At 55.4% G+C, this 25802-nt stretch carries 27 protein-coding genes and 2 pseudogenes; 10 read left to right on the top strand and 19 right to left on the bottom strand.

All coding sequences use genetic code 11. The annotated features are described in order from the left end of the window. The first annotated feature begins 31 nt into the window (after positions 1 to 31). Positions 32 to 562, top strand: coding sequence for a phosphatidylglycerophosphatase A family protein (locus HGBM_RS12475; RefSeq protein WP_019121439.1), 531 nt, complete (start codon positions 32 to 34; stop codon positions 560 to 562). Here HGBM_RS12475 and HGBM_RS12470 read toward each other — a convergent pair. The 3 genes from HGBM_RS12470 to HGBM_RS12460 form a co-directional block, all read right to left on the bottom strand. Then, positions 559 to 1344 carry a TIGR01457 family HAD-type hydrolase gene (locus tag HGBM_RS12470; protein WP_019121438.1) on the bottom strand — a complete coding sequence of 262 codons (786 nt, stop codon included), beginning with the start codon at positions 1342 to 1344 and terminating at the stop codon, positions 559 to 561. The genes HGBM_RS12475 and HGBM_RS12470 overlap by 4 nt on opposite strands. A 55-nt stretch (positions 1345 to 1399) precedes the next feature. Next, on the bottom strand, positions 1400 to 2038 hold the full coding sequence (locus HGBM_RS12465) for a helix-turn-helix transcriptional regulator (protein ID WP_026074374.1): 639 nt from the start codon (positions 2036 to 2038) through the stop codon (positions 1400 to 1402). A gap of 89 nt (positions 2039 to 2127) precedes the next feature. Next, entirely contained in the window at positions 2128 to 2562 is a 435-nt protein-coding gene (locus HGBM_RS12460; protein WP_019121436.1) for a DUF86 domain-containing protein, read from the bottom strand. A gap of 358 nt (positions 2563 to 2920) precedes the next feature. Between HGBM_RS12460 and HGBM_RS12450 the strand changes: the two genes are divergently transcribed. From HGBM_RS12450 to HGBM_RS31210, 4 genes and pseudogenes are all read left to right on the top strand, one after another. Then, entirely contained in the window at positions 2921 to 3868 is a 948-nt protein-coding gene (locus tag HGBM_RS12450; protein WP_019121434.1) for a DUF4349 domain-containing protein, read from the top strand. A 78-nt stretch (positions 3869 to 3946) separates the two neighbouring features. Further along, positions 3947 to 4063, top strand: a pseudogene (glpX, locus tag HGBM_RS32090) (fructose-bisphosphatase class II); the annotation flags it as partial. Positions 4064 to 4071: 8 nt separating this feature from the next. After that, positions 4072 to 4344: a DUF3055 domain-containing protein gene (locus HGBM_RS12440; protein ID WP_019121432.1), complete on the top strand. Its 273-nt coding sequence runs from the start codon at positions 4072 to 4074 to the stop codon at positions 4342 to 4344. A 225-nt stretch (positions 4345 to 4569) separates the two neighbouring features. Then, positions 4570 to 4962 carry a hypothetical protein gene (locus tag HGBM_RS31210; RefSeq protein ID WP_175578002.1) on the top strand — a complete coding sequence of 131 codons (393 nt, stop codon included), beginning with the start codon at positions 4570 to 4572 and terminating at the stop codon, positions 4960 to 4962. 51 nt (positions 4963 to 5013) lie between these two features. On the opposite strand, the gene HGBM_RS31685 is transcribed toward HGBM_RS31210, so the two are convergent. After that, entirely contained in the window at positions 5014 to 5628 is a 615-nt protein-coding gene (locus HGBM_RS31685) for a YutD family protein (protein ID WP_245552958.1), read from the bottom strand. 123 nt (positions 5629 to 5751) lie between these two features. On the opposite strand from HGBM_RS31685, the gene HGBM_RS28925 reads away from it, so the two are divergent. Next, positions 5752 to 6936 carry a YhcN/YlaJ family sporulation lipoprotein gene (locus HGBM_RS28925; RefSeq protein ID WP_019121429.1) on the top strand — a complete coding sequence of 395 codons (1185 nt, stop codon included), beginning with the start codon at positions 5752 to 5754 and terminating at the stop codon, positions 6934 to 6936. Positions 6937 to 6983: 47 nt separating this feature from the next. On the opposite strand, the gene lipA is transcribed toward HGBM_RS28925, so the two are convergent. Then, a complete protein-coding gene (lipA, locus tag HGBM_RS12420) occupies positions 6984 to 7889 on the bottom strand; it encodes a lipoyl synthase (RefSeq protein ID WP_261798143.1) in 906 nt (301 codons plus the stop codon). 213 nt (positions 7890 to 8102) lie between these two features. Here lipA and HGBM_RS12415 point away from each other — a divergent pair, with 213 nt between their 5' ends. Continuing rightward, on the top strand, positions 8103 to 9302 hold the full coding sequence (locus tag HGBM_RS12415; protein ID WP_019121427.1) for an ornithine cyclodeaminase, nickel-pincer nucleotide-dependent: 1200 nt from the start codon (positions 8103 to 8105) through the stop codon (positions 9300 to 9302). Here the strand turns inward: HGBM_RS12415 and HGBM_RS28920 are convergent. Together HGBM_RS28920 and HGBM_RS12405 are read right to left on the bottom strand one after the other, a co-directional pair. Further along, positions 9285 to 11987 (bottom strand): ATP-binding protein, encoded by a 2703-nt coding sequence (locus tag HGBM_RS28920; RefSeq protein WP_019121426.1) that lies wholly within the window; start codon positions 11985 to 11987, stop codon positions 9285 to 9287. The two genes, HGBM_RS12415 and HGBM_RS28920, sit on opposite strands and share 18 nt — an antisense overlap. After that, positions 11984 to 13108 carry a metallophosphoesterase family protein gene (locus tag HGBM_RS12405; protein ID WP_019121425.1) on the bottom strand — a complete coding sequence of 375 codons (1125 nt, stop codon included), beginning with the start codon at positions 13106 to 13108 and terminating at the stop codon, positions 11984 to 11986. Before HGBM_RS12405 ends, HGBM_RS28920 begins: the two co-directional genes overlap by 4 nt. 151 nt (positions 13109 to 13259) lie before the next feature. Between HGBM_RS12405 and larC the strand changes: the two genes are divergently transcribed. Then, entirely contained in the window at positions 13260 to 14072 is an 813-nt protein-coding gene (larC, locus tag HGBM_RS12400; protein ID WP_026074372.1) for a nickel pincer cofactor biosynthesis protein LarC, read from the top strand. A gap of 46 nt (positions 14073 to 14118) precedes the next feature. On the opposite strand, the gene larC2 is transcribed toward larC, so the two are convergent. Further along, the gene (gene larC2, locus HGBM_RS29575; RefSeq protein WP_019121422.1) at positions 14119 to 15099 is read right to left on the bottom strand and encodes a nickel pincer cofactor biosynthesis protein LarC2; all 981 of its coding nucleotides are present in this window, start codon (positions 15097 to 15099) and stop codon (positions 14119 to 14121) included. Positions 15100 to 15202: 103 nt separating this feature from the next. Here larC2 and HGBM_RS12390 point away from each other — a divergent pair, with 103 nt between their 5' ends. Then, positions 15203 to 16234 carry a M23 family metallopeptidase gene (locus HGBM_RS12390; RefSeq protein ID WP_026074370.1) on the top strand — a complete coding sequence of 344 codons (1032 nt, stop codon included), beginning with the start codon at positions 15203 to 15205 and terminating at the stop codon, positions 16232 to 16234. Positions 16235 to 16289: 55 nt separating this feature from the next. Here HGBM_RS12390 and yunB read toward each other — a convergent pair whose 3' ends face one another. The 9 genes and pseudogenes from yunB to HGBM_RS12340 form a co-directional block, all read right to left on the bottom strand. Further along, the gene (gene yunB, locus HGBM_RS12385; protein WP_019121420.1) at positions 16290 to 17021 is read right to left on the bottom strand and encodes a sporulation protein YunB; all 732 of its coding nucleotides are present in this window, start codon (positions 17019 to 17021) and stop codon (positions 16290 to 16292) included. A 122-nt stretch (positions 17022 to 17143) separates the two neighbouring features. Beyond that, positions 17144 to 17476: pseudogene (locus tag HGBM_RS29570) on the bottom strand (MFS transporter); the annotation flags it as partial. Further along, positions 17461 to 17640, bottom strand: coding sequence for a hypothetical protein (locus HGBM_RS31680; protein WP_026074368.1), 180 nt, complete (start codon positions 17638 to 17640; stop codon positions 17461 to 17463). The pseudogene HGBM_RS29570 and the gene HGBM_RS31680, both read right to left, overlap by 16 nt. A gap of 227 nt (positions 17641 to 17867) precedes the next feature. Continuing rightward, the gene (locus HGBM_RS12365; RefSeq protein WP_019121418.1) at positions 17868 to 18962 is read right to left on the bottom strand and encodes an HD-GYP domain-containing protein; all 1095 of its coding nucleotides are present in this window, start codon (positions 18960 to 18962) and stop codon (positions 17868 to 17870) included. Between the two features lie 155 nt (positions 18963 to 19117). Next, entirely contained in the window at positions 19118 to 19420 is a 303-nt protein-coding gene (locus HGBM_RS12360) for a YunC family protein (protein WP_019121417.1), read from the bottom strand. A 56-nt stretch (positions 19421 to 19476) separates the two neighbouring features. Beyond that, complete coding sequence (locus HGBM_RS12355) at positions 19477 to 19713, bottom strand: DUF6154 family protein (protein ID WP_019121416.1); 237 nt, start codon at positions 19711 to 19713, stop codon at positions 19477 to 19479. Positions 19714 to 19758: 45 nt separating this feature from the next. Beyond that, a complete protein-coding gene (locus tag HGBM_RS12350) occupies positions 19759 to 21186 on the bottom strand; it encodes a bifunctional metallophosphatase/5'-nucleotidase (RefSeq protein ID WP_019121415.1) in 1428 nt (475 codons plus the stop codon). Between the two features lie 21 nt (positions 21187 to 21207). Then, complete coding sequence (locus HGBM_RS12345; protein ID WP_019121414.1) at positions 21208 to 22029, bottom strand: sulfite exporter TauE/SafE family protein; 822 nt, start codon at positions 22027 to 22029, stop codon at positions 21208 to 21210. A gap of 10 nt (positions 22030 to 22039) precedes the next feature. After that, a complete protein-coding gene (locus tag HGBM_RS12340) occupies positions 22040 to 22900 on the bottom strand; it encodes a DUF72 domain-containing protein (RefSeq protein ID WP_019121413.1) in 861 nt (286 codons plus the stop codon). A 31-nt stretch (positions 22901 to 22931) separates the two neighbouring features. Here HGBM_RS12340 and HGBM_RS12335 point away from each other — a divergent pair, with 31 nt between their 5' ends. Next, on the top strand, positions 22932 to 23390 hold the full coding sequence (locus HGBM_RS12335) for a M67 family metallopeptidase (RefSeq protein WP_019121412.1): 459 nt from the start codon (positions 22932 to 22934) through the stop codon (positions 23388 to 23390). A 1-nt stretch (position 23391) separates the two neighbouring features. On the opposite strand, the gene HGBM_RS12330 is transcribed toward HGBM_RS12335, so the two are convergent. Both HGBM_RS12330 and HGBM_RS12325 read right to left on the bottom strand, forming a co-directional pair. Further along, positions 23392 to 24915, bottom strand: coding sequence for a flotillin lipid rafts scaffold protein FloT (locus tag HGBM_RS12330; protein ID WP_019121411.1), 1524 nt, complete (start codon positions 24913 to 24915; stop codon positions 23392 to 23394). 17 nt (positions 24916 to 24932) lie between these two features. Then, on the bottom strand, positions 24933 to 25442 hold the full coding sequence (locus HGBM_RS12325; RefSeq protein WP_019121410.1) for an NfeD family membrane protein: 510 nt from the start codon (positions 25440 to 25442) through the stop codon (positions 24933 to 24935). Positions 25443 to 25802 lie beyond the last annotated feature (360 nt).

Raw genomic sequence — 25802 nt, 5'->3', positions numbered from 1 at the left:
CTTGTGCAGCGAACAGAGAGGAGTTATTTCTATGGCTGAAAAACATGTACATAGCCAGGTGGTCTACAAAAAAGCCGTTGAACTTCTGGAACAGCGGGGAGTCACCATAGAGGCAATTGCGGAAATTGTCCACTTTTTACAAGAATCGTACATTCCGAACCTGACCAATGAACAGTGCATGGAAAGCGTACAGGCGGTCCTGAAGAAACGCGAGGTGCAAAACGCCCTCTTAACCGGGATTCAGCTGGATATCCTGGCTGAACAAAAACAACTTCTCTCCCCGCTGCAGGAAATGCTGGAGGGAGACGAGTCCCTGTTCGGGGTAGACGAAGTGCTTTCCCTGGCCATTGTCAATTTGTACGGAAGCATCGGTTTTACCAACTACGGCTACGTGGATAAGCTGAAACACGGGATTTTGCAAAAACTGAATGACAAGAAAAACGGCGTTCATACATTCCTCGACGACCTCGTGGGAGCGATTGCGGCCGCCGCCTCCAGCCGGCTCGCCCACCGACACCGGCTGGAGGAAGAAGACCAGGAAGCAGCTGCGCTGGAAGACTAGACCCCGGACCTCATCTGCTCGCGCCAAGCCCATACATTTTCTGCGATATAGGTTGGCTTGGCTGCCGCTTCGGCTGCATCAGCCGCGGTTGAGTATCCGGTCAGGACGAGCAGGCTGTCCATCCCGCTGTTCTTACCGGCTGCGATATCGGTATGGAGGTTGTCCCCGACGATGATCGTCTGCTCGCGCGGCGTCCCCAACTTGGCAAGGGCATAGTCGACAATCAGCTTTTCCGGTTTGCCGATCACGACCGGCTTTGCGCCGGAGGCGACCGATATGGCTGCGACCAGAGAACCATTGCCCGGCTCCAGCCCGGTTTCCATCGGCAAGGCGGGATCGCTGTTCGTCGCCAGAAACACTGCGCCGCCGCGGATGGCCCGTGCCGCCGCCGACAATTTTCCGTAGGTGAACGCCCTGTCGATGCCCACCACCACGTATGCGGGATTGTCTTCGTCCAGCACGAAGCCCGACTCTTCAAGGGCATGGCGAAGTCCCGTCTCACCGATGACAAGCATGCGGGTGCCGCGATCGGCCCGCTCCCTCAGATAGGCTGCCGTCGCCATGCTGGAGGTGTAGACTTGCTCCTTTTCCGTCGGCAGTCCCATGGCAGTAAGCCGCTCGGCGACTGTTTCGGGAAGCGCTGACGAGTTGTTGGTCAAGTAGAGGAAAGGAGTCCCCTCCTCCCGCAGCTGCGAAATAAAGGGAATCGCTTCGGGAATGACCTTTTTACCGCGGTAAATGGTTCCATCCAAATCGAGCAAGTAGCCCTGATACTGTTTCATCTGTCTTCCCCCTCACGAAAAAAACCACTCGCTAAGAGTGGGTCCGATTTTTTGATTATGCCCCTTTTTCCGTCCGAGCCTTAATCCGGTAGACACAATTCTCTCCGCCTTTTGCCATGCAGGATGTCTGTTCTACGTCTGCCTCCAATACCCGCTGGAAGAGCGACAATTCACAGCTGCACGCCTGCAGATACTCACGGGCTACCTGGGCAATCGGACAGTTAAACTCTTTCATATAGTAGGTCTCATCGTCAACCTGTTCCCACTCCACCATGTACCCCCGCTGATTTTGCAGCTCGGCAAGAGCGGTAACGCGGCTTTCCAGATCTCCGGTCACTTCTTGGCGATACTTTTGTTCCAGTCGATCCTCCCGGCGGCGGAAAAGCGCTTCGATTTTCTCCACCCCTTCTGTCTCGCGGATATCATGCAAAAAATCCAGGGTAAGGTCGTGATAATTTCGCGGAAACAGTTCGTCCGCCTGAAGTGACAGTGAGTACACGCTGGTCGGGCGCCCCATAGCCTGGCGCACCAACGTGGACTTGATTAAATTATCGCGCTCCAGGGTATTCAAGTGGCGGCGGACCGCCATCTCCGTAATCCCCAGTTCGGCTGCCATATCACTAACAGGGAGTGACCCCTTGGTTTTCAACATGTGAAGAATCTGATCGCGAGTGGATGTCTGTTCATTTGGCATCTTGTTCACCACCCTTTTTTACTCATTTTACTCTACCCACTCCCTTTAGTAAACTAAACAAAGAAATTTGTTTATAAATGGGGTCCGGGCTAAAACAGTTCCGCTTTCAGGTAGCTCCGCACCCGTACTGGAAACTGAGCCAGAGTGTCCAGAGAGCTGCGGATCAACCGGAGCATGTCAAGCGCCGGCACCTGCGTATATTCGATCACCAGCTGTTTGCGAAAAGCCACTACGTCAGTCAGGACCTTGGCCTCAGCGTCGTCAATCACTCGTTCATCGCGCAAGATCTCGACGATATCGGCATAACTGCCCGGGTCCCGCATGATAAAACCGTCAATCAGGGCGTTCCCCACGTCCGCTATCGCTTCCAGCGACAGGTGGAGTCCCCGTTCTGCCGCTGCCATCGCGACCGGGTCGGCCATGAGCTGCGCGTCCTCCCGAGCTGCCAATCCGCGAAGCAGTTCAACCGACCGCTCCATGTATGCAAGCACTTCTTCTATTCTATTCGTGTCGACATTGTACACCTGTACATCCCCCTGCCTGTTGGCGTTTACCGCCGCCTTTTTTTCGACGCCCATTTTCCGTACATCAACAATCCGACGAAGGTTGCCACTAAGGCGAGCAATACAATTCCACCCGTTCCCAAGGCCTCGGCACTGTTCATCCTGGCAGTCACCTCTTTCTCTCGCCTAATAGTATAACAAATCACCGAGACGCGACAATCATCCGTCAACGTTTTCTGTGAAAAACGTCTCGACGTTTTTCATAAAACATGAATGTGACCGCTTGCGGTCCACAAAACGGTCATGACCGTTTTGTGAAACGTTGCCACATTTTGGTCGTCAACATGAAAAACAAAAGAGTATGTTAAGGGGGTTTTTCATGGGCAAGCAACGAATAGGGATTCTTTGGCTGTCTGGTTTGCTCCTCTTTTCCGCACTGCTTTTACCCGCCTGCAGTTCATCTTCCGGTCAGGACAGCAGTGCCGGCAGTACCGAATCACAGTCCCAGTCGGCGGCTCATGTCGCTGACGCGGCCCGCAGCCAGGCACAGGAGGCAGCCCCGGCACCGAACCAATCAGCAGAAGCGGAAGCATCCGGTGCGCTGCCGCCAAGCGCCGTCAGCCGCAAAATGATCTACACGGCCAATCTGCGCCTGGAGGTGGAGAACTATCGGAATACCCGCACCGCATTGGAAGCGGCTATCGCCCGACATCAAGGGTACATCCTCTCCGCGGAGGATTACGAAAGCGATCAGGAAAAAGGCGGAACCATCGTCGTGCGCGTGCCGCAAACAGGGTACCAGTCCTTTTTGAGCGAAATCGAAAAATTGGCTGTCAAGGTGCCTGAGCGATCGATAACCGGGCAGGACGTAACAGAAGAATACGTCGACCTCTCTTCCCGGTTAAAAGCCAAACAGGTTGTAGAGGAACGGCTGACCCAGTTCCTTGCGGAGGCGAAGAAGACAGAGGATCTATTGAAGATATCGAACGATCTGGGCAAGGTGCAGGAAGAGATCGAACAGATCAAGGGACGCATGCGCTATCTGGACGAACACGTCGCTTTTGCCACCATTACCCTGTCCATCGCGGAAAAAAAGGGGACGGCCAAACTGAGCGAAGTAGCTGACGAAGGTACCTGGAACAAGGCCTGGCTCGCTTTGAACAGAAGCATTTTGGCTATCATTGCCTTCTTCAACGCTCTGATCATCTTCTTCGCCGGAGCCCTGCCGATTCTGATCCTGCTTTGCATACCCGGCGTCATCCTCCTTTGGCTGTGGCGGCGCAAGCAGCGACAGACTCCGCCTCCGCCAACGCGAATCGATTCGTGATATCAGTGCGAGTCCACATGTGCTACAATAGTACCGACTACATCCGGTAATTCAGCCAAGGAAGAGCACATGGAAAATCTGGGGGACCATCTGGTGCAGACCCATTCCATCGCGATGCGGGCGAAGACGAAAACCGTTCGTTTTATCCGTGCCCTGCACAATCTGGAACGTAAACCCAATCTCGTATGGAAGTAGGTGGACACGTGGAACATGACTTTCACTATTTGTACGATGAAACGGAGGATACCCGTACGCGCTTTGTCAGCTTTATCGGTGAGACGACCCGGTTTGACCTGGCCATTATGACGACCAATCGGTTTTACGGTAAAAAAATCGTCGTCAATATCCAAAACGGCCGAAGCGCAATCATCGGCGAGGACGACCTTCGCCAAGAGGGATACCTTGCATTCGCCTTTAACATTTCCGAGGCGGAAGCGGCAGAATTGCAGGCATTTTTGGAACGAATGATCTACTGAAGGATACGGAAAGGGCTGTTCCCGCGAAAAAGCGGAGAACAGCTCTTTTCTGTTGAAGCGCCTATTTCCTGCAGGACAAATCGCTAAATGCCTATACCCGCCGTATAATACCGCATACAAAACTTAACTACTATGTGAGGAGCGTCGATACAAGTGCATTCCCAATTTTCAGCAACTCCAGAAAGTTCATATGGTGCTGTCCCCACCCATTGGCAAGGAAGGGGCATGAATGACAACTACTGGGGACGGGACCGGTGTTCCCAGCCGTATACCTCTCCGTACAACTACCCTGGCTACCCCGGTTCCAGCTATCCCGGATACAGCTACCCCGGCTATCCGGGTTCCAGCTACCCTGGCTGGCCTGGCTCCAGCTATCCCGGCGGCCCAGGCACGTATCCCGGTTATCCAGGATACCCCGGCACCAGTTATCCAGGGTACAACTATCCCGGCTATCCCGGTTATCCAGGATTCCCTGGCGGCTATCCGGTCTCTCCTTATCCCGGGCAGCCCTATTCTCCCTATCCAGGCTACTCCCGTCCAACAGGCGCCCATCCAAGCCATCAGCCCAGCGCCCAATCGGTTGCCGTCCAGAGTGACGAAGGGGCAGACTGGGTCTAACCCTTAAAAAAACAGACTCGTTCCTTGCACGTCTTGGAACGAGTCTGTTTTTTATTTATTCCGCACACCGCGCCCGTTGGCAGGCCCGCCTCGGCGCTCGTTGGGAAAAGAGCGTTCCGTTCTTCCGTTTCTGTCCTGCCGAACCCCGCCGCGCTCTTTCGTATCCGTGCGGGCTTGCCGCGTGTTTCTTTCCGTGTAGGCAGAGCGCTGCTCACCAGAGCCCTCCTGTCGTTCACGGGGCCGCAATTGGTTGGCTTTGCGCTGCTCGTGAGGGCGCGTGTACCTGGTCTGACTCGAAGGCTCAAGGCCCTTGCTTGACTTGTCGCCGGAGCCCCCGGTTTCACCCGGCTCGCTGCTGCTTACGGACGACGTACCGGCAACACCTGGCTCGGAAGACTTCACTTTCCGCAGCACGAAGTAGGCACAGCCAAAATTGCAAAATTCCTGCAGGTATTCGTCCAGGACGGCAATTTTTTGTTCAAAGGGAACTTTGCGGTTGGCATCGTCGTAAAACCCCCTCAACCGCAGCTGCCCGTAACCCCAATCCCCCACGATGTAATCGTATTTATCCAGTATGTCACTGTAGCGTTCTTTAAAAATTTCCGGATTCCATCCATCGCGATGCTCTTCAACGAGCTCGTATGTGCCAGATTGCAAACGAAACAACATGGCTCCTCCTTTGGCGAGAACAATCTGCAATCATCTTACCACATTTTCAGGCGCAGGACATAAAATTCCCACGAAAACACCTTCAACCGAACGGGCAACCTACACCCAGGAGGTGCAACAATGAAAAAAACATGGCTTTACGGTACACTCGCTGCGATTGCACTGCTTGCAACTGCTTGTTCTCCTGCAGCCGGCCCAAACTACAATAAGCCCTACGGTACGTCAACCTACAAGAACACGGCTTACGATGGTCGAGCCATTTACCGGAACAATGCGTACGGAGGTTACGCTACCAGCGGTTTAACCTACCCGCGTCCCAACGATATGACGACCCGTAACAACGTTCAAAACGCCATTTATGACGGCACCAGGACGACCGGAATGGCCGGCAGGGGAACATACGGGACCAGTACCTATGGAACTGGTACGACGACAACCGGTATGTACGGCACAACCGGGACCACCGGCATTTACGGTCCTGCCGGAGCATACGGCACCGGCCTGACCGGCACGTACGGGACAACCGGAACCTACGATACCGGCAGAACCGGACTGATGGGCACTACCGGTAGGTACGGCACGACAGGGACCTATGGCACCGGCACAACCGGTCTGCTGGGAACTGGCGGCAAGTACGGCACAACCTACGGTACCGGCAGAACCGGACTGCTGGGTACGACCGGTACGTACGGCACGACGGGGACCTATGGCACCGGGACAAGCGGTACGTACGGAACGACCGGTACGGCCTTTCCCAGCACGTTTGGCACTACCTCCTACGGGACGACTGGCAGGACGGCCACCGACGGTTCCATCTATAAAAGTTCCGGGCTTCGCACCTCAGGTGTGGCCGGGACCGATCGCGGCGGTTATAACACGCGGTTGGGGTATGCCACGGTGGATCGAAATCACCTGAAAGCCACCACGGTAGCTCCGCATACCGTCTACGTTGACCGTCAGGCTTTGGCGCAAGCAGTGGGAAATGTAGCCTCCAGTGTACCAGGTGTAAACAGTTCATCTGTTCTCGTAACAGATAAGGAAATCTTTGTCGGCGTCAACAACCAGGCCAAAGACAAAAAAGCGGCCAACGCCAAAGTGCGTATGAACGCTCTGTCTGTCTCACCGCGCTGGTTTAGGGTATACGTGACCGACAACCCGTCCATGATTCAGGAGATGAATCGCGTAGCAACTCATGCAGCCAGCACCTCCTCTGCCCGTTACGATGGGCATGTTGACAAGTTGATTCGCAGCTTTGGCGGGCACCCTTCTACAGAAATGACCAAAACCCACGCTGCCACGCGTTAACTCCTCAAGAAAAATCCCCTATGGTTCTCATAGGGGATACTTTTGATTCACCTGGAACCAGCGATTTGCTGTTTGGCCGCGTTCGCCTGCTCGTGGGCATGGTACGAACTGCGCACCAGCGGTCCGGCTTCGACATGGCTGAAGCCTCGCTTCATGCCTTCCTCTTTCAGCTGTTTAAATTCATCGGGATGATAGTACTTTTCTACTTGTAAATGCTTTTTCGTCGGCTGCAAATACTGCCCAATTGTCATGATATTGACGTCGACGGCACGCAGGTCGTCCATCGTCTCCAAAATTTCGGCAAATGTTTCGCCTACCCCAATCATTAAACTGGATTTCGTCGGGATGGACGGCTGCAGTTCCTTGGAGCGCCGGAGCAGTTCCAGCGTGCGTTCGTACTTGGCCCGCGCCCGAACACGGTCAGACAGCCGCCGCACCGCCTCGATATTGTGATTAAGCACGTCCGGTTTGGCGTCCATCACCGTTTTTAAGGCATCCCAATTTCCCATGAAATCGGGAATCAGCACCTCCACGGTAGAAAAGGGCAGTCGTTTGCGAATCGCCCGGATGGTTTCGGCAAAAACAGCTGCGCCCCCGTCAGCCAAATCATCACGGGCCACAGAAGTGACGACTACGTGTTTGAGTCCCATTTGTTCTGCCGCTTCCGCAACGCGCCCCGGCTCAGCCAGATCCAGCTCTGTAGGAAGACCCGTTTTTACGGCACAAAAACGGCAGGCCCGGGTGCAAATGTCGCCCAGAATCATGAAGGTGGCGGTTCGGTTTGCCCAACATTCGTGGATATTGGGGCATTTTGCTTCTTCGCAAACAGTATGTAAGGTCTTCCCCCGCATCGTCTGTTTTAATTCCCTAAAATTGTTCAATTCTTCGCCTGAAACAAGGTTAATCTTGAGCCACTCCGGCTTGCGCTGTATCATTGCGGGCTCACTCCTTATTCGTTTAATCAAGCACCATCTTGTGAATGAGGCACTAATGGAAACCTTTCTTCATTATAGGGAATGCTGTAGACAGGGGCAATAGTCCACCTCCGGCGCGTACACTTTCCGGCCTGTTGCATATCTATTCATTTTGCTGCATCCCCTTGGAAACGGCTAAGACAAATGTATATACTGTTAGGAAGCGATTGGATAATCTCAGGGAGGACGCATATGGAACGAGTATTTGAGATTCGCGGCCACATTATCCGCAATGACATCCTGAAGAGAATTGATGCATCTGTCGTCCAGTACAACGGAAAGTACCGCGTGCTGGAGCTTGCGGTTGGCGATCAGGTAGACGACGATTCAACGGCGAAGATCGCCTTGGACTTGCCGGAAGACAAAGTGGAGATACTCCTGAACGAATTGATCAATCTGGGTTGTACGATCCCGCGCACGGAAGATTCGCCTACCATCAAGCCAGCGGAAAAGGACAAGACCGTACCGGACGATTTTTATTCAACGACAAACCACGCGACAGAGGTGTATTTGAACGGCCGGTGGGTCCGGGCCAAGCACCAGCGAATGGATGCCTGCCTCGTCGTCCGGGGCGATGAGGTCCACTGTGTCAAATTGCGCGACATCAAACAAGGCGATCAGGTCATCTGCGGCAGCAACGGGGTGCGCCTGATGCTTCCGCCCGCAGGGGAAGCGACGTCCGAATTCGCTTTTATGAATAACGAGGTCAGTTCGGAGCGGCGGGTAGAAGTCATTGTCAAGCGCCTGGCAGCGGAAATGCGGGAGTTGCGGGAGCGCGGCGGAAAAATCGTCTTCGTAGCCGGCCCCGTCGTCATTCACACCGGCGGCCAGGAGGCATTCCAGCACATGATTCGCAAAGGGTATGTCAACGCCCTTCTGTCAGGCAATGCGCTGGCTGTACACGACATCGAACGGGCGCTGTTCGGCACCTCTCTGGGCGTCAATCTCGACACCGGCTCCGTTGTCCGCGGCGGCCATAAAAACCACATGCGGGCGATTAACACCATTAACCGCTCCGGCTCGATCGCCGAGGCAGTCAAGGATGGCACTCTGAAGAGCGGAATCATGTACGAATGCGTCAAAAACAACGTCCCGTTTGTGCTTGCCGGCTCCATCCGCGATGACGGGCCGCTGCCTGACACGCTGATGGACCTGATCGAAGCACAGGCGAAGTACGAGGAGCAGGTGGCCGACGCTGACATGGTCGTCATGCTGTCCACGATGCTGCACGCGATCGGCACCGGAAACATGATGCCCAGTTGGATCAAAACCGTCTGCGTCGATATCAACCCGGCTGTCGTCACCAAACTGATGGACCGCGGATCGACGCAAACCGTAGGCATCGTTACAGATGTCGGGATGTTCCTGACGATGTTAGACAAGGAGTTGTAACATGTGCCGCTCGCTGTTTTCCAGATAGGGGGCAAGCAGGCGGCGCTCCCGCTCCTGGCAGCTAAACAGAAAGATCTGGTGTTCTTCCGCCAGTTCCATTACATAGGCCAAGGCATGGGCCAGCCGCTCTTCATCGTAGTGGATGAAGTGGTCATCCAAAAACAGCGGCAGCGGCTCTCGCTCCGCACTAATCCGGCGTAAAAGTGCGACGCGCTGTGCGAAATAAAGCTGATCCTGCGTCCCGGAAGAAAGCGCGCTGTGGGCTGCGACCCCGTGGCTGCCGGGCTTGGCCGTGTGAATGGCAAAACCCTGATTGGGATCGAGACGCACGTCCTGATACCGCCCTCCGGTCGTGCGCGCTGCAACCTCTGAAGCGAGCTGGTTTACATCCGGGGAGAGGTCGCGGTGCCACTCCTCCAGGACGGATTGCAGCGTCTCCTTTGCCAATTGCAAGGCCTCGCGCCGGGTCAACAGGTCGTCTACCTGCTGCAAGGCTTCGTCGTATTCGCTTTTTGCCTTTGCCCAGGAATGCTCGCCGCGCCGGCCGATCTCACCCCGCGCCTGTGCCATTTTTTCGCGAAGTTCCACCATTTGCTCTTCGGTCCGTCTCAATTCACTTTCTGTCTCCTGCCGAAGCTGCCTGAGGCCGGTTCGCTTGTCCTCCAGGATGCGGCGAACCGACTCTTCCCACTCTGCCAGCAGTTTCCCTCGTTCCTGCTCCCGCTTGTCCCACTCTGCTGCCAGCTGCGCACGCAGACGTTCCTGACTGAGCTCCTTCTCCAGTCGCTCCTGCTGCTCACGGCTCATCTGCTCCCACATTTGACGCTCTTGCAGCACAAGTGCCGCGGCTTCCGCAAAGGGAAGATGCGGCGGAATGCCCCAGCGGATCATCGTCATTTCCAACTGCGTCCGCAGGCGGTGCATTTCTTGCTCGTCTGTCCGTTTGGCCTCCTGCCGGTGAGCCTGTGCCAACTGTTTTTCGCGGTAAACGAGAAACGCTTCCCAATCCGGCACATTCCATTCGGCCAGCAGGGCGGCAAGCTGCCTCATTCGCTCTGCCTGCTCCGACTCGCAGCGGGCCAGTCTGCGGCTTAGCTCCTCCCGTCCGGCCCCGCTGACAGGGGCAGCCTTTGGCACAGCTTCCGGTTCCTCCAGCGGCGCTTTTGCGGGTTGATCCGTCTGATCGCGGCCGCCTTTCGCGGGAGACGCGAACAGCAGCCTGGCGGCAGCCCCGCCTAGCAGGATTGTCAACAGGGCAGAGATCCAGCCCATCGCCGGCGCCGTCCCGTACCACAAGAGGCCCACGGTGATCAGTGCAGACAGCAGTGTACCCGCCAGCAGCAGCGGCATGCTCCGGTTCGTGCCGGCCTGACGCTGCCTCCGCCCTATGGCTGTGCGGCTGAGCAGCTGGCCCGCACCTGCTTGTCCGGCGGCGTCTGCAGGCTGCTCAGCCTGTCCTGTCCCCCGGCCCCGATCGTCCCGTTCCGCTGCGGCCAGTGCAAGCTGGAGCCGGTAGCTCTCCTCCCGCAGCTCCTCGGCTTCCTTATGCAGCTGCAGGCCGCGCCGAAAGTCGGCCTGCAGCTTTTCCACCGGAACGGCCTTTTCCTGCTCCCCGGCTTGCGGACGCGCTTCATAGGCGCAATAGGCGTACCACGTCTTCAGCCAGCTCTGCCACTCGGCATCCGGGATCTCTTGAAACGACAGATAGCGCACGGTTTGCTGCGGCGAGTCGGACGCCGACACAGCCTCCTGCCCAGCGATGACTGCCTGATACTGCGCGTAAAACGCCTCGATCTCCGCCAGTGACTCCCTCACTTTGCGGTGCATCTCCCCCTCCGACGGGTCAGAGGCCGCCTCCTCCCACTGGATAAAGTCCGCAGAGCGTTTCGTCTCAAACGAGCGCTGCCACCACTGCTGCCAGTGCTGCTCAGCCTGTTCGATCTGCTCCAACTGAACCCATAAGCGCGACTGCTGTTTCTGCAATTGCTGCAAGCTTTGCTCCCGCTCCATCAGCTCGGCTGTCAGATGGCTGACCGCCTGCCAGGCCGCTTCCGCCTGCTGCAGCCGTTCCTGCGCCTTTCCCAGCTGCCTGCCCGCTTTCCCCAGCAGCGTCGTCTCGGCCGACTCCTTTTTCCCGATGGCCGCAAGCTCTTGCTCCAACCCGGACAATATGCGCTGCACGATCGGATCTTTTTCCTCACTGCGCAAAAGGACGGGCAGCAAGTGATTTGCCGCATGCAGGGGCTGGCGTTTGACCCAGGTGACATCTGTAAACAAACTCCGATTCAATCCCAGATGGCGTTCGATAAAATTGTACTCTTTGCGCCGATCCTCTTGGTACTCCCGGGTAATCTCGGCCAATTCGGGTTCTCTGAAGAGTTTGGCCAGCTCCCGCTCTTTCTCAAAATGCCGCTGCAGACGAAAGGTGCGACCGTCCAGTGTATAGCGGACGACAGTCTGGTAAGCCCCCCTGTCCCACGGGTAGTACTGCTCGTATTCCCCCAGGTAGCGGGTGACCCGGATATAATCCCGCTTCATGCCGTAAAGCGATGAGATGATCGCTTGCAGCAGCGTCGTTTTGCCGGCTTCGTTGGGAGCCACAAACAGGTTGAGTCCCGGCGCGAACTGAAAGGTGGCATCGCGCCACTTGCCGAACCCGCCGATATGCAATTCCCTGATAATCACCGCAAATTCCCTCCGATCCGCTTGAGCGCTTCCCGCCGCGCCAACTGCGCTATCTCTCGCTTTCGCCTGTCTTCGCTGTCCGCTTCCAAGGCACGCAGCCGCCTCAGCCATCTGCCCAGCAGACTGCCCTCGGCAATGAACTGTTCCTCGTCGACGTCAGGCCAAGTGTGATCCTCAAAATGGATATAAAAAAACGATTTGCACCGTTCATAGAGAAGTTCCAGCGGCGGATTCAGGTGGGCAGCACGCTCGCCGGTCAACTGGACGTAAAGCAGGTCAGCGGGGGAATGCTCCCGCAGCTGCTCCTCCACAAGCTGAATCAGCTTCTCTGTCGTCTCCACCCCGCCCAGTTCCAGCTCCAGCCTGCGTATCTGCCGCGTCTGAACGGGAATCGGCTCCAGCCTAAGTTCACCGCTGTCGCTTAACTGGCCGTAGAGGACCGACCGCTCTCCCGTTTCCTTCGCCGTGAGTCCTTCCGGGGTGCCTGGGTAAGCGGCAAATACCCCTCCACGCGCAGGGTGGTTGTACTGGATCGGCTTGTGTATGTGTCCCAGTGCGACATAGTCCATCTCAGTCTGGACCAAGGCGGCAAGCGGCAAGGGCGCATAGGGATGGTGCTCCGGTTCCGCCCCTGTCTGCACACTGCCGTGCAGCAGCATGATATGATGGCGGTAATCGGGCAATTTTCCTGGAAAATCAGCCAGCGGCGAATCGTGAACATGGGCGTGCGGAAATCCCCAGCCGTAGATCACGCAAGACTTTTCCGGGAATTCGTACACGCCCCACTCTGGCGTAAAGATGATCACGTTGGCCGGCCATTCCAGCGTCAGATAAAAAGAACCCGCCATCCACGGGTCGTGATTGCCGGGAGCGATGCAGACGACAGCCGGTTCTACACTGGCGAACAGCTCTTGCAAAAACAGTGCCGTTGTTCGCGTTCCCCCGTAATATTCAAGCAGATCGCCGGCAATCAACCAAAAGTCCGCTTGCTTTGCGATGACGAGGTCGCGCACCCGCTGCATGGTCTGGCGAAAGTCGTACTGCCTTTGTTCGTAGACTGCGGAGAGAGATATGAGCGGCGCGTCCAGATGAACATCAGCCATATGAATAAATGAAACCATGTATGTACCTCCCTCATGACAGGCCGTCCTCTCAGTGGTACACTATTGTAGAAGTGAAAGCAGACCTGAATCGAACGTATTTTCCCCTATCTTACCAAAAAAATATGGCTTGCCGCCAGTAAAAGTATGTGCAACAGAAGGGATGAAGAATATGAGAGTAGCCTATCTGGACTGCTTCTCCGGGTTAAGCGGCGATATGACCTTGGCCGCACTGGTGGATGCAGGTGCGGACAGAGAAAAGCTTGATCAGGAGCTTCGCAAGCTGCCCCTGGATCATTTTCGCCTCGAGTGGAGGAATGTAGTAAAAAAAGGGGTTTCCGCGCTTAAACTGGATGTCGTCGACGAGCAGGCAGCTACGGCACGACACGACGACCATCATCATGAGCACCATCACCATGAGCACCATCACCACGATCATCACCACGATCATCACCACGACCACCATCATCACCATCGACGCTACAAAGAGATCGTGGACATGATCACATCTGCGGGCCTGGCGCCGCGAGTGACCGAACGTGCGCTGGCGATCTTTCAACGCATCGGCGTCGCAGAAGCAAAAATCCACGATGTTCCGCTCGACACCGTCCATTTTCACGAAGTGGGAGCTCTTGATTCCATCGTTGACATCGTCGGCGTGGCTTTGGCATTGGAAGACTTGGGAGTTGATCAAGTGTACTGTGGGCCTGTTCCGACCGGCAGCGGATTTGTTCGCTGTGACCACGGCTTGTATCCCGTACCTGCTCCGGCAACCATGGAGATTTTAAAAGGCATCCCGCTGCGGTTCAGTGCCATTCAAAAGGAATTGACCACTCCAACCGGGGCGGGCATCGCCGCTGCTCTGGCCGAAAAATTTGGCCCTCTGCCTGCCATGACCGTAGAAGCGATCGGGTACGGCGCGGGCACGCGGGACTTGCCCGATCAGCCAAACGTGCTGCGTGTGCTCATCGGTACTCTTTCATGAGCCGATCCGTAGAAAAGGGGGAGATGGTTCGGGTCCGCAGCACCCGTCACCCTCCCCCAAACGATTCCAAACGGTCAGGCGAGACCTGCTTTGCCTTCTCCAGCGCCTGTTGATACACCTGCTTTAACGGAATGCGCCATTCCCGCGCCAGCCTCGCGCATTCTTCATACTCCGGCGCTACCTGGACCCTTTCACCCCGATGGTAACCAATTTTCGCCACCACTTTTCCCCAATTTGTCTCTACCGTGATTAACCTGCGGGCCAGCCGATGAACAGCGACCGGGAAATACCTCAGTCCAAACGTGGATGTTTCGCGGAACATAATGGCCTTCATCGCGTCCAGTTGGCTCTCGTAAGCCAGCACCTGCAGCAGCATGCCCGGCCTGCTCTTTTTCATCGTCATCGGCAGTACCGTCACATCATTAGCCCCGGCGTCAAACAAGCGCTCCATCGCATAAGCGACCCATTCCGGACTGACGTCATCCAGGTTTGCCTGCAGCAGGTACATTCCCTCGTCAATATGCTCTTCCGTATGCTCCCGGCACTCGCGCAGAATTGGCGGGTTGCTGTTTTTGCTTACCTGAATCAAAGCGGTCCCGTCAGCCGTACCAGTCTTTTCCACTTTCCCCGCAGGGAGTTCCCCCAACGCGATCCCCAGCTCACGCAGCCAGGCCAAGGCCAACGGCGACAAAGGCTCTGCCGTCTGTCTCCATTCCGCAATGGCGAAGCCCTCCAAAAGGGGGAGCCACTCGGCCGGCAGTCCCCGCGGAACGACAAGCGGAGCAAGCCTCAGCTTTTTCCAGAATTCCTCATAGCAAGACAGCTCTGCAAGCGCCGACACCTCCCTTTCCCAAAAGGCTGCGGGCACTGTGCCTTCATAGGCTTCGGCCCGAGCCAAGGCCGATTTCAAAGATCCCGGCCCAGGATGACCCGTTTTTGCCTCCGGCTTTACACCGAGTGCGTTCCAAGCGCCAAGCAAACCAGTCAAGGTAAGCGGCTTGTCACTGTACAATATCCAAGTATCCATATCGCCCACATCCTCACAGGAACCCAATTTTTGGATAATAGAGTAAACCCCCGGATAGACGCAGAGACTACTAAGGAAAAACGATCATCCGGGGGGAATCAGAATGCGGATTCTACACCTTCGCCTAATGGTGATCCTGTTCGTCGCAGCACTTATGTTTGCAGAGCAGAGCGTCTGCGCCCACGCGGCTGCTTCTCATCCCGCTTCCAAAGACAAGACAAACCAACTGGACGTCTTTCAGCAGCGCATGCAATTATTTTACCGCTTTGAAGCCGTCTACGGCATTCCCTGGACATACCTGGCAGCAATCGATCAATACGAGCGTACCATATCCAAGCGAAAGAAACACGACAAACAACCGATGCGGCTGACTGCCATCGACATACCGCCCGCCGTTTGGAGCGGCTACCTCAATCCTGAGCAAAACGACATGAATGAGTCGTCCATTGCCTTTTTTGGCGGAATCGGCCTGGACGGCTCAGGCGACGGACTGGCCGACCGCAACAACGATGTCGACGTGCTCGCGGCTATCGTTCAGCAGCTCGCTGAATTCGGATACAGCCGCGAAGATTTTCGCATCGGATTGTGGACCTACTATAAACGCGAGCGCGCGGTCCAAACAATCGAGCAGTTTTCCAAAGTATACCAAAAGTACCAGACGCTCAACCTGCTGCGCCACACCTTCCCCATCCCCAAACAGTACAATTACAGTTATAAAAGCACCTGGGGCGTGGCCCGCGACTGGGGCGGAAAACGCATCCACGAGGGAACCGATATCTTTGCCGATTACAGCACGCCAATCCAGAGCACAGGTTACGGCGTCATCGAGATTATCGGCTGGAACCGCTTTGGCGGCTGGCGGATCGGCATTCGCGACATGGACAACATCTATCACTACTACGCCCACCTCTCTGCCTTTCGCAAAGGGCTGAAAGCGGGAGACATCGTCGAGCCTGGACAGATCATCGGGTATGTCGGCAGCTCTGGCTACGGCAAACCCGGGACATCCGGCAAGTTTCCTCCCCATCTCCATTATGGCATGTACATTGACAACGGAAACAGCGAATGGGCGTTTGACCCGTTTCCGAAGCTGAAGAGCTGGGAGCGGATGATGTACAGGAAAAAAGAGGGGTAGGTATCCAGCGCGAACGCGAAAAAAAGCGATGGCAGCTGCTCCATCGCTTTTTTCCTCAATTTCCTCCCGGCAGGATCGGCTGACCTTCGGGACCAACCCCCAGTTTTGGCACTTCCGGTTTTCCTTCCGGATTGTTGTACAGGTAATACGGTACTTTTCCAATGATCAGTGAATGCGCAATTGGAATTTCCGAAGTTACCGTCTTTTTCTCCGTTGCAAACGGTATGACAATCCGCAGGTCGACTTCGACGTACATGTAAATCGTCATGAGCACCATGTTAATTCCCGCTTCTGACAGGCTGTGCCTCAATTGTGCCCGTACTGAACCCACCGGCACAAACTTGAGCGGCAGATCGGGTCCCATCTGCGCCAGGAAGCTGTTTCCCGTCACCAACCCGAGCGGAATAGACTGATCGATTTTTTGCGATTCGAATTCTTCCAGTCGATTTTGAATTCGCTGCGTCGTCTCGCCGACGATCCGGGCGTTCTCCTGGGCGTTCCAATTGATCGCCTGGATCTGGCCGTCGCGATCCTGTAAAATATTGGCCAACTCCTTTATGTCGATTCCTTGCTGCACGATTCGTTTGGTTACGGCATCGGCAATCGCTTCTTTGGCAAGCTGCTCAGCTTTTTGCGTAGCCAGGATCATCAACGTCGGCTCGATCCGCCGCTCCAGCAGGAATAGCGACTGCATCATCAACGCAAGCGAGATGACCAAAGCGATAAAGACCGCCTTTGGCCGGGTCAGTGGACCGCGCAGACGTCGACGAACCCGAAACACCGCCACATCCGCCACCCCCTACATAGTACATCCTATGCAGCGGGCAAATGATTTACGATTCGTTGACCGAGAACGCCCTATTATTTGTAGAAGGGATGAATCGGTCTCTTTCATCAGGAAGTGTGAAGCGACACGGAGTGGCCGATAAAACCGGAGAGGACGGGAGTGATCGCCGCGCCAAGCCAGCGGACAAAGTGATACGCACCAGAGGTAACGCCACGCTCGTACGGTGATACATCCATCACGTAGCTGGTAAACAGCGCGTTGTTCAAACCGCTGATCAGTCTGGAGATGATGATCAGCACGATATCGATCCAAACCACATCGACAAAGTTCAACAGCGCGAGGATGACGAACATCGCGATCAAGCTGTAGGGAATAATCTGTTTCGGTTCGTGTTTTTCTTCCAGCCGATGGGCCAACACCGCGGAGCCGTATGCGAGCATCAGACCCCAGCAAAAATATATGCAGTAAACAGCTTTTCCACTTGCGCTTCGGTCGCGCCGATGTCTTCAGCGATTACAGGCAGGATCGGGTCGACGATGCCAATCCCCATAAACGCCAAAAACGTGGCAAAGACGGCGATGTACCGGGCGCGGGTCTGCCGTTTTGAATGTTCTTCCATTCTTTCTCCTCCATGTGATTCATGTTGTTTCCTCACCTAGTATCTCTGTCACTCTTGCATGTAAGGTCTCGATTTCCTGTTTAAACCTATCCATTTTCTTCATTTTTTTTTATCATTTCTATCTCTTCCCGCAGATTGTCCGCCAGCAGTTGCAAATCTGCCCTGCTCTGCTGTTTCCCGGAAATAAACCAGCCCAGGCGGCCAATTTCCGGCAACCGGGCTGGCTGTTATAGGATGTAATCGCACGAAGCAATCATTATATTGAGGTGTTTTGACAAATCGATTTCATAAGGGGAGGAAATTCGTTCGCCGTTCGGTTCCTTGATCACGCGGATAATCGGGCGGCTGGGAACGCCGCGGTTATAATCGACCACGATCCCCTCCTCCCCTGTATTCAAGGTCACAGTCAGACCAATCGGATACAGGGCAATGGTATCGCGAAAGTGCTCGACCATTTGCTGGTTGTACAGCCTGCCTGTCCCGAGGAACAGCTCCTCCATCGCTTCATGCGGCAGCATCGCCTTACGGTAGATGCGGCTGGTGGTCATGGCATCAAACACGTCACAGATGCCGAGAATTTTGCCGTACCGGTGAATCTCACTCTCGACCAGTCCCCGCGGATATCCTGAACCGTCGCAGCGCTCATGATGCTGATAGGCGCAGTGGGCAGCCAGCAGCGGGATATCGTCTTCTTTGCGCAGCAGCTCAAAACCGTATTCCGTATGCTTCTGCATGATTTTGTACTCTTCGTCCGTCAGCTTGCCCGGCTTGGTCAAAATCTCCTGGGGAATCGCCATCTTTCCGATGTCGTGCAGAATCGCTCCCATGCCCAGTTCCGTCAGTTCCTTCTGATTCAATCCCATCTTGACCCCGAGCGAGATCGCATACAAAGTGACGTGAAAGGAGTGATAAAAGACGTAGTTGTCGACTCCCCCGACGCTGCCCAATAAATTCATCGCCACTTGATTGCCTTTTAATTCGTCAATAATCGAAAGCACGGCGTGGCGAAACTTCTGTCCGATCTGCTGGTTGCCGGGCAGCTGCCGCCAACGCTTTGGATCGATCTGATACGCCTTGAAAGTTTCGCTGATGATGCCCATCGCTTCCTGTCGCGTCTGTTCGGAGACGACATCTTGCACGATAATATCGCTTGTAAGCTCGTCGTCTATGTACACGGCAGAAATATGGTATTCCTGCAGCCTGTTTATCATTCTTTGCGTAAGGACGACTCCAGCCCCGATCAGTACGGTCCCGTTGTTCGTATAAATCGATTTCGCTATTTTTTGTCCTGGCTGGCAGCGATTAACTGAAATGAGTCGCATAGCAATTGTCGCCTCTCCCAAATCGTCACATTCGACAAAACTCTTGTTTATTTGTCATTTTTCATTAGCATATCACATTGCCCGAAAATAAAAAATGATGACAGTCCACTTGACGAAACAAAGGCTCTTACCGTGAAGTAAGAGCCTCGCTTTCCTTAAAACATTTTGCGGATGGCTTCCCGACCGGTTATTCCCGCCCGAATCCCCGCTTTTTCTGCTGTTGTGGTCACCGATTCAAGCGGAGCATCCAGCAGCTCCTGGATGGTTTTCACGCCGACCGCCCGCCCGGCAAGCACTTCGCGTTCGGCCAGCCGTTGATTCAGCAGACCGACATCCAAAGCGCCGCACATGATATACCCTTTGTCTGTGGTAACGGCCAGCAGTGTAGTCTTCGGCAGTCGAACCGTAATCGCCAGTGCTGTTCCCTCTTCAAACGAGATTGGCTGTACCTCAATCATGTCTGTTCCTCCTCCTCCGCTATACCCTATGTAAAAAGGCACCCGGGGGTGCAGCTTCAGTGAACAGTCGCGGAAGGCAGTTCGACATCCATCGCGACTTTCCGCTTTACTACCTCAATCATATATGTCGCCATCATTTGGAACAACTCTTCATCGTCCATTTCATCGATCAGACGGTACAAGTCATCCCGCGATTGTTCCTGAAGGATTCCGGCGACAATGGCGATAATATCCTCCTCATCGCGGCTAAAATGCCCCCTGTACAACTGGTAAAGCTCGTCGATAAAGCGCAAGTCAGGCACTCCTTTTTCCCTTTAGGATAACGCCTGCGAACAATCCTATACCTTGCCGCGGCAGTCAAGCCAACGGGGCACGAAGCTTGATTTCACCAAGGCTTCGTCGCGGAGCGTGACCGCCAGTACCTCGCGCAGGACCTCCGGCAAGAAAAAGCGGTACTCCTTGCCTTGCGACAATTCCGGAAACAGCGGGCTAAAGGCAAACAGGTCTACGGTGCCGATGCGGTATTCGCGCTGCATGTCGATCGGATCTCCGTTCACCTCGATCCCGCAAATGACCGGCAAGACTCCCGCTTCATAATGGACGGTAATGCCGTCCACCCCCATCCATCCGATCATCTTGCCGCGGAAGCCAAAGCCGCGCAATTCCTTATACACAATCTGCGGCTGAACAGAATGGGCGATCAGTTGAAACAGCTGCTCTCCCGTCAGCGTGACGGCACACGGTTTGATCGGGTGTGGCACGCACAGCAGCAAATCCTTGCGGGTCACGGCCCCTTCGGATAGCGGCGCAAGCAGCAAGCCGCTGTTGGCCAGGCCTACTTCGGCATTGGCCCAGAGCCGCAAGCTTGCCGCCAAAAAGGAGGCAAACGGCGTCTCGCGCTCCCAGTCTATCCCGAAGTCGACGCTCAGCGTGCCGACCGGCTCATTCAAGATCTGCTCCGCCTTTTCCTCCTGCCGCTCGATGACCGAATGGACAGCAGAGTCGCAGGAAAACTGCCGCGCGGCAAAAACTTCTGCCGAGCTTGCCGCCACCCGCCCTGACTCTTCGTCCAAGACAAGCTGAACGTGGCCGACGTATTCGCCCCAACGGCCCGCCTGAGCGATCAGCGTGCGGTCAAACCGCTCTCCCTGTTCCAGCAAATGATGTGTATGTCCGCCCAAGATCACGTCTATTCCCTCGATCTCCCGGGCCATCTGCCGATCTTTTTGCAGTCCCAGATGGGACAGGACGATCACGACGTTCACATGCGGTCTCAATCGTTCAACCTGCTTGGCGATAAGGGGCAGCGGCTCTTTCGCCTCCCAGCCGAGCTGCTCGTAGACGTCAAAAACGGCCGTAACGCCAAGGACGGCCGCGCTAACCCCTTCCCACTCATGGATGGCGTACGGAACTGCCCAATGGGGGTGTTCATGTGTAGCTGCATCGTACAGATTGCTGAGGACGACCGTAAACTCGGCCTGCTCAAACAGCTCATCCAGTCTGTCCTTGGGAAAGGTAATGCCTTCGTTGTTTCCGATCGTCACATACTGGTATCCGCTGTGATTGACGACTTCGACATTGGCATGGCCCCATGTGGCCTCCGTCGGCAGGCTCATCCGGTCAGAGTGATCCCCGATATCGACGGTGAGTACATAATCTCCCTTCGCTTCCCACGCCCGGCGATGCTCTTTCAGGCATGAGGCAATCTGCGGCATTCGCTCAAAGCGGCTGTGCAAATCGTTGGTGTGGAGAATATGCAGGATCACGATGTTCCCCCCCTTTTGTCGTTAAGCCATGAAGGCTTTGACAATCATTTGGACCGCAATCGCCAGGATGAGGACACGCAAAATCGCGATAAGCGTCTGCCCTTTTATCCGCTTGGCCAGCACCGCTCCTGCTTTTCCGCCAATCCAGGCGCCCGGGGCAAGCGTTAAAACGTACAGCCAGTCGATGTGATCATGCAGCACGTTTGTAACGCTGCCGACAATCGCCGAAAGGAAGATGACGAACATGGAAGTGGCAGAGGCCACGTGCGGAGGAAAGCGAAACAGCACAAGCATGACCGGCACCATCAAGATGCCGCCGCCAACGCCAAACAGCGAGGAAATCATTCCCACAAAAAACGCGATCAAGACGGCCATCCAGCGCTTGTAGCCGTATTCATGCTCGTTCCCCTGATCGTCCGTATACGTTCGCACCACGTCCAGTTGAAGCGTTAGCGGCTTTATTTTATCCTTGACCATAATCAGTACAAACATGGCAATTTGAAACAAGCCGAACAGCAAGTAAAACGATTGCAGCTGCAAAAGTTTGTTGATGTAGACGCCGGCAATCGCTCCTGGAGCGCTTCCGATGAAAAACAGCCAGGCCGTCTGTGTATCCACCTTTTTCTGTTGTACATACGCCAACGTCGAGGACAAAGCCGTAATGGCAATCACCATCAGCGACGTCCCGGCCGCTATCTGGGCCGTCATGGAGCCTGGCTCGTACCAATTGACAAAGTAGAGCAGAGCCGGCACGAAGAACATCCCGCCGCCGATCCCCACCAGGCTGCCTATGGCCCCTGCGACCAGGCCGACCAGCGTAAATACTGCGACCAACAATATCATGGAATTCTCCTTAAAACATTTCCAACTGCCGCGGGTGAAGCCCTGAAGGTTTTACGCCGAGAAGCTCCATGAATTGCTTGGCATTTCCCGCCGCGTCACCGCCTGAGTTGTTGTTAAATAAAATGTATACCTTTTTTGCCTTTTCTTGCAACTGCCTGATGATCGGGACCCACTCGCGCAGTTCTTCTTCGCTGTACTTGTACAGATAGCGCACATCCCGCCAGTTTTGACCTGCTCCGGGATCTCTCCACCCCGATACATTGCGCCCGTGGAAGCGAACGAGCGACAGCTGCGGCTGGGTCACCGCAGGGACGATCGGGACACAGCCGGTTCCGACTTGAGGTTCGTCACACACGACGTGCACCGCGCCCAGATCCTCCAACAGAGCCAGGGTGCGTTCGCGAAAATGAGGCTCAAACCAGCTGCGGTTGCGAAACTCGACGGCGACCAGATAGCGGGGAAAGGCCCGAACGCACAGCTGGACGTAGTTTACATGTTCGCGCACGCAGTCAAACCACGGCGGAAACTGGAACAAGAGCGCTTTTAGTTTTCCCGCGCTGACGAGCGGCTGGATGCTCTCCTCAAACCGGGAAAACAGCTCTTCCCGGCCCATTTCCGCTTCCGGTCCGCTGCGCCTGTGGCCGGTCATCGCCTGATGGGGCTTCACGATAAAGCCAAAGGTATCGGGCGTCTCCCGCGCCCATGCCTGATAGTTTTTCTGTGGTAGAATGGCGTAAAACGAACTGTCCAGCTCGACGATCGGAAAGTGGCTGGCGTAGACTGCCAGCTTGTCACGGCTGCGCACTCCTTGCGCGTACAGATCGTCGTGATCTCCCCAGCCGCACACGCCAATCGAAATACGGCTTTCCATCATACCATTCCTTGTGAAAGGAGCGAGACAGATGCTCCCTGATATTTTGGGCCAACCCTTCGCACATAAGCATACCAAACTGAAGATTGACGGAAAAGTGGTGAAGCGCCTCATCGCGGAAGGGCGTGAGGCGCTGCCTTATGAATATTCTGCTCTGCTGGCCGGACGAGGTGCAGCCATTACCTGCCATTTCGCAAATGTATCGGAAACGACCGCAACAGACACTTTTTCCTGGAGCGGTCCGGCGCTCATCGGCACCTTACAGCTTCTGCGGGAACGGGAGCTTCGCTGGCTGGGCTGCGTTCACACCCATCCCCGGACCCCCGCCATCCCCTCTGCCGCCGACCATGCCGGCTGGCATTACCCTGAGCTGAGTTACTGGATCCTCTCCCTCGCCCGGCCGGATCGGCCCGAACTGAAACTGTACCAAATGGCGGGCGGCCGCTTTTTTGCCAGGGAGTTTGAAATCGCAAACAGCAGCGGCAGGTGACTTAGGCTTCGGACGTGCCGCTCTTCTCTTCGCCTGCCGCCGCTTTCACCTCTTGCGCCGTGTTTTTGTCCGCCTGCATGAAGCCGGCGATCATTTTGTTCATATCCAGCCCGGACACGTCTTTCAGCATCTCGGGAAGCTGGGTCATCATTTTGGTGACGTTCATGCTCAACCGATTGACGCCGTCCCCTTGACCGTTGGCGGAGTCGATGATCGTCACCTTGTCGATCGCCTTCATCGGCTCAGCCACCTTGGCGGCCAACTCAGGCAGCATCTTGGCCACGATGTCCAGCACCGCCGCTTGCCCGAACTTCTCGTACGCTTCGGCCAGCTTTTGTTTCCCTTCTGCTTCCGCTTCCAGCTTCAGACGGGTAACTTCCGCCTCCGCCGTACCTTTGGCCTTCTCCGCTTCCGCGACAGCCAGACCCTCGATCCGCTTTTGTTCCGCCAGCGCCTTTGCCTCCGCCTCGATCCGGTACTTCAAGGCATCGGCTTCCCGCATCTTCCTCGCCTTTTCCGCTTCTGCCGCCTGCTCAACCGCATAGCGGTCGGCGTCGGCCTTTTTCTTCACTTCCGCATCGTACTGCTTTTCGCGGCGAAGGATTTCTTTTTCTTCCAGTTCGATCTGCTTTTCTTTCCGGACGATGTCGATTTTCATTTCTTCTTCCGTCACTTGCTGCCTGGTCATTACTTCCTGCAGCGTATATGCCTGGTCGGCAATCGCCCTGGCCCGGTCCTGCTCCTGTTTAAAGGCGGAGACCTTCAGTTCTTTCTCCTTTTGCGCTTCGGCGATATTGGTCTCTTTCAAAAGTTCTGCCTTTCGCGCTTCTTCTTCCGCCCTCGCCTGGCGAATCCGCGCTTCCTTGTCCGCTTCCGCCTGGGAGATGACCGCGTCCCGTTTGACGGCGGCAATCTGCGGAATCCCCAGGGCAGCCAGGTAGCCGTTCTTGTCGCGCACTTCTTTGATCGTAAAGCTGACAACCGTCAGGCCCATCTTTTTCAAGTCTTTCGCTGCTACAGCCTGCACTTCCTGCGCGAAGCGCTCCCGGTTCCGGTAGATCTCCTCCACCGTCATGCTGCCGAGAATCGCCCGCAGGTAACCCTCCAGGACTTCCTGCGCTTCGGCCTTCAGCGCTTCGTCCGTTTTTCCCATAAACTGCTCGGCGGCGGTGGCAATCTCTTCAATCGAACCGCCTACCTTGATAATCGCGGTCCCGTCCGCCATCACGGGCACGCCCTGCTCCGTGTACACTTCGGGCGTAGATACCTCCAGCTTTTGCGACAGCAAACTGATGTAATTGGCCTGCTGGAATATCGGCAGAATGAACGCTCCGCCGCCGCGGACAATCTTCATCTTCCTCCCTTGCTCGTCTGTCAGCACGTTTTTGCTGCCCAGATAACTGCCTGTAACGATCATGGCCTGGTCAGCGCCGACTGTTTTATACCGCGCCCAAAAAGTGATTCCCAATATGGCCAAGATGGCGATGACGACAACCAAGATGACGGAAACGCCAGGTTCAAACATCCACAATCTCTCCCCTTCTATTGAAATGGCACTACATACAACACGTGATCCTTTACCTCGACGACGACGACGCGAGTTCCCGCGGGAATGCTCACCTTGTCCATGCTTGCGGCAATGTGGTTGGTCGTCCCGGTAATCATCGGGATGACGACTTCCCCCAGACCTGTTTCCGGTATGGCCGTGAGAACTTCACCGATTTTTCCGGTCAACTGTTGAAGGGAGTAACCTGTCGAAACCTCGGCATCCTTCATCGGTTTGACCCATATGAAGTAAGAAATGACCGTAATGGCTATCCCGGCGGCAGCCGCCCCCAAGAAGACGCTCGGAAGGGCAAGCGCGGTCCAGCGGTACAAAAGGTATCCGCATCCGCCAAACGAGGTAAGTCCGCTCATCAAAGACAGCGGCTGCAGCAGCGGAAGCTCAAAATGCGGCAGATGGCTTGTCGTGTCGCCAAACAAAAGGTTGATACAAGCGTAGATAAGGCCGATGCCGACACAGACAAGAAACAGAATCTCCGGCCAAGCCATGCTTTTCACCCCCTTCTTTCAGCGGCAAGCATTCGCAGTCAATTCCATTAATGGAATTTGTTTTCTTATTATGTAGTACGTTTTTTTTGTATAAAGGTTTCGATAATTTCCCTGCAAAATCTGCAAAAAGCGAGGCAATACTAGAGGAAAACCTATCGATAAATTGGGGATTTCCCGGGGATACCTTTGCGGTTATTCAACCGGCGGCTCCATTGCGCTGGAATTCATGCTGACCTATCCTGATCGAACCCTGGGCGGAATATTGCTCAGCGGCATGTCTGAAGTGAGCGATCCCAGGCTGAAGCAGTTGGTCACGCTGGGCAAATCGCTCGCCCAGGCAGGAGCAGACAAAAGAATCGC

It is taken from the genome of Brevibacillus massiliensis, from assembly GCF_000311785.1.
Classification (GTDB): Bacteria; Bacillota; Bacilli; order Brevibacillales; family Brevibacillaceae; genus Brevibacillus_C; species Brevibacillus_C massiliensis.
This window is presented reverse-complemented; position numbering and strand designations above follow the sequence as displayed.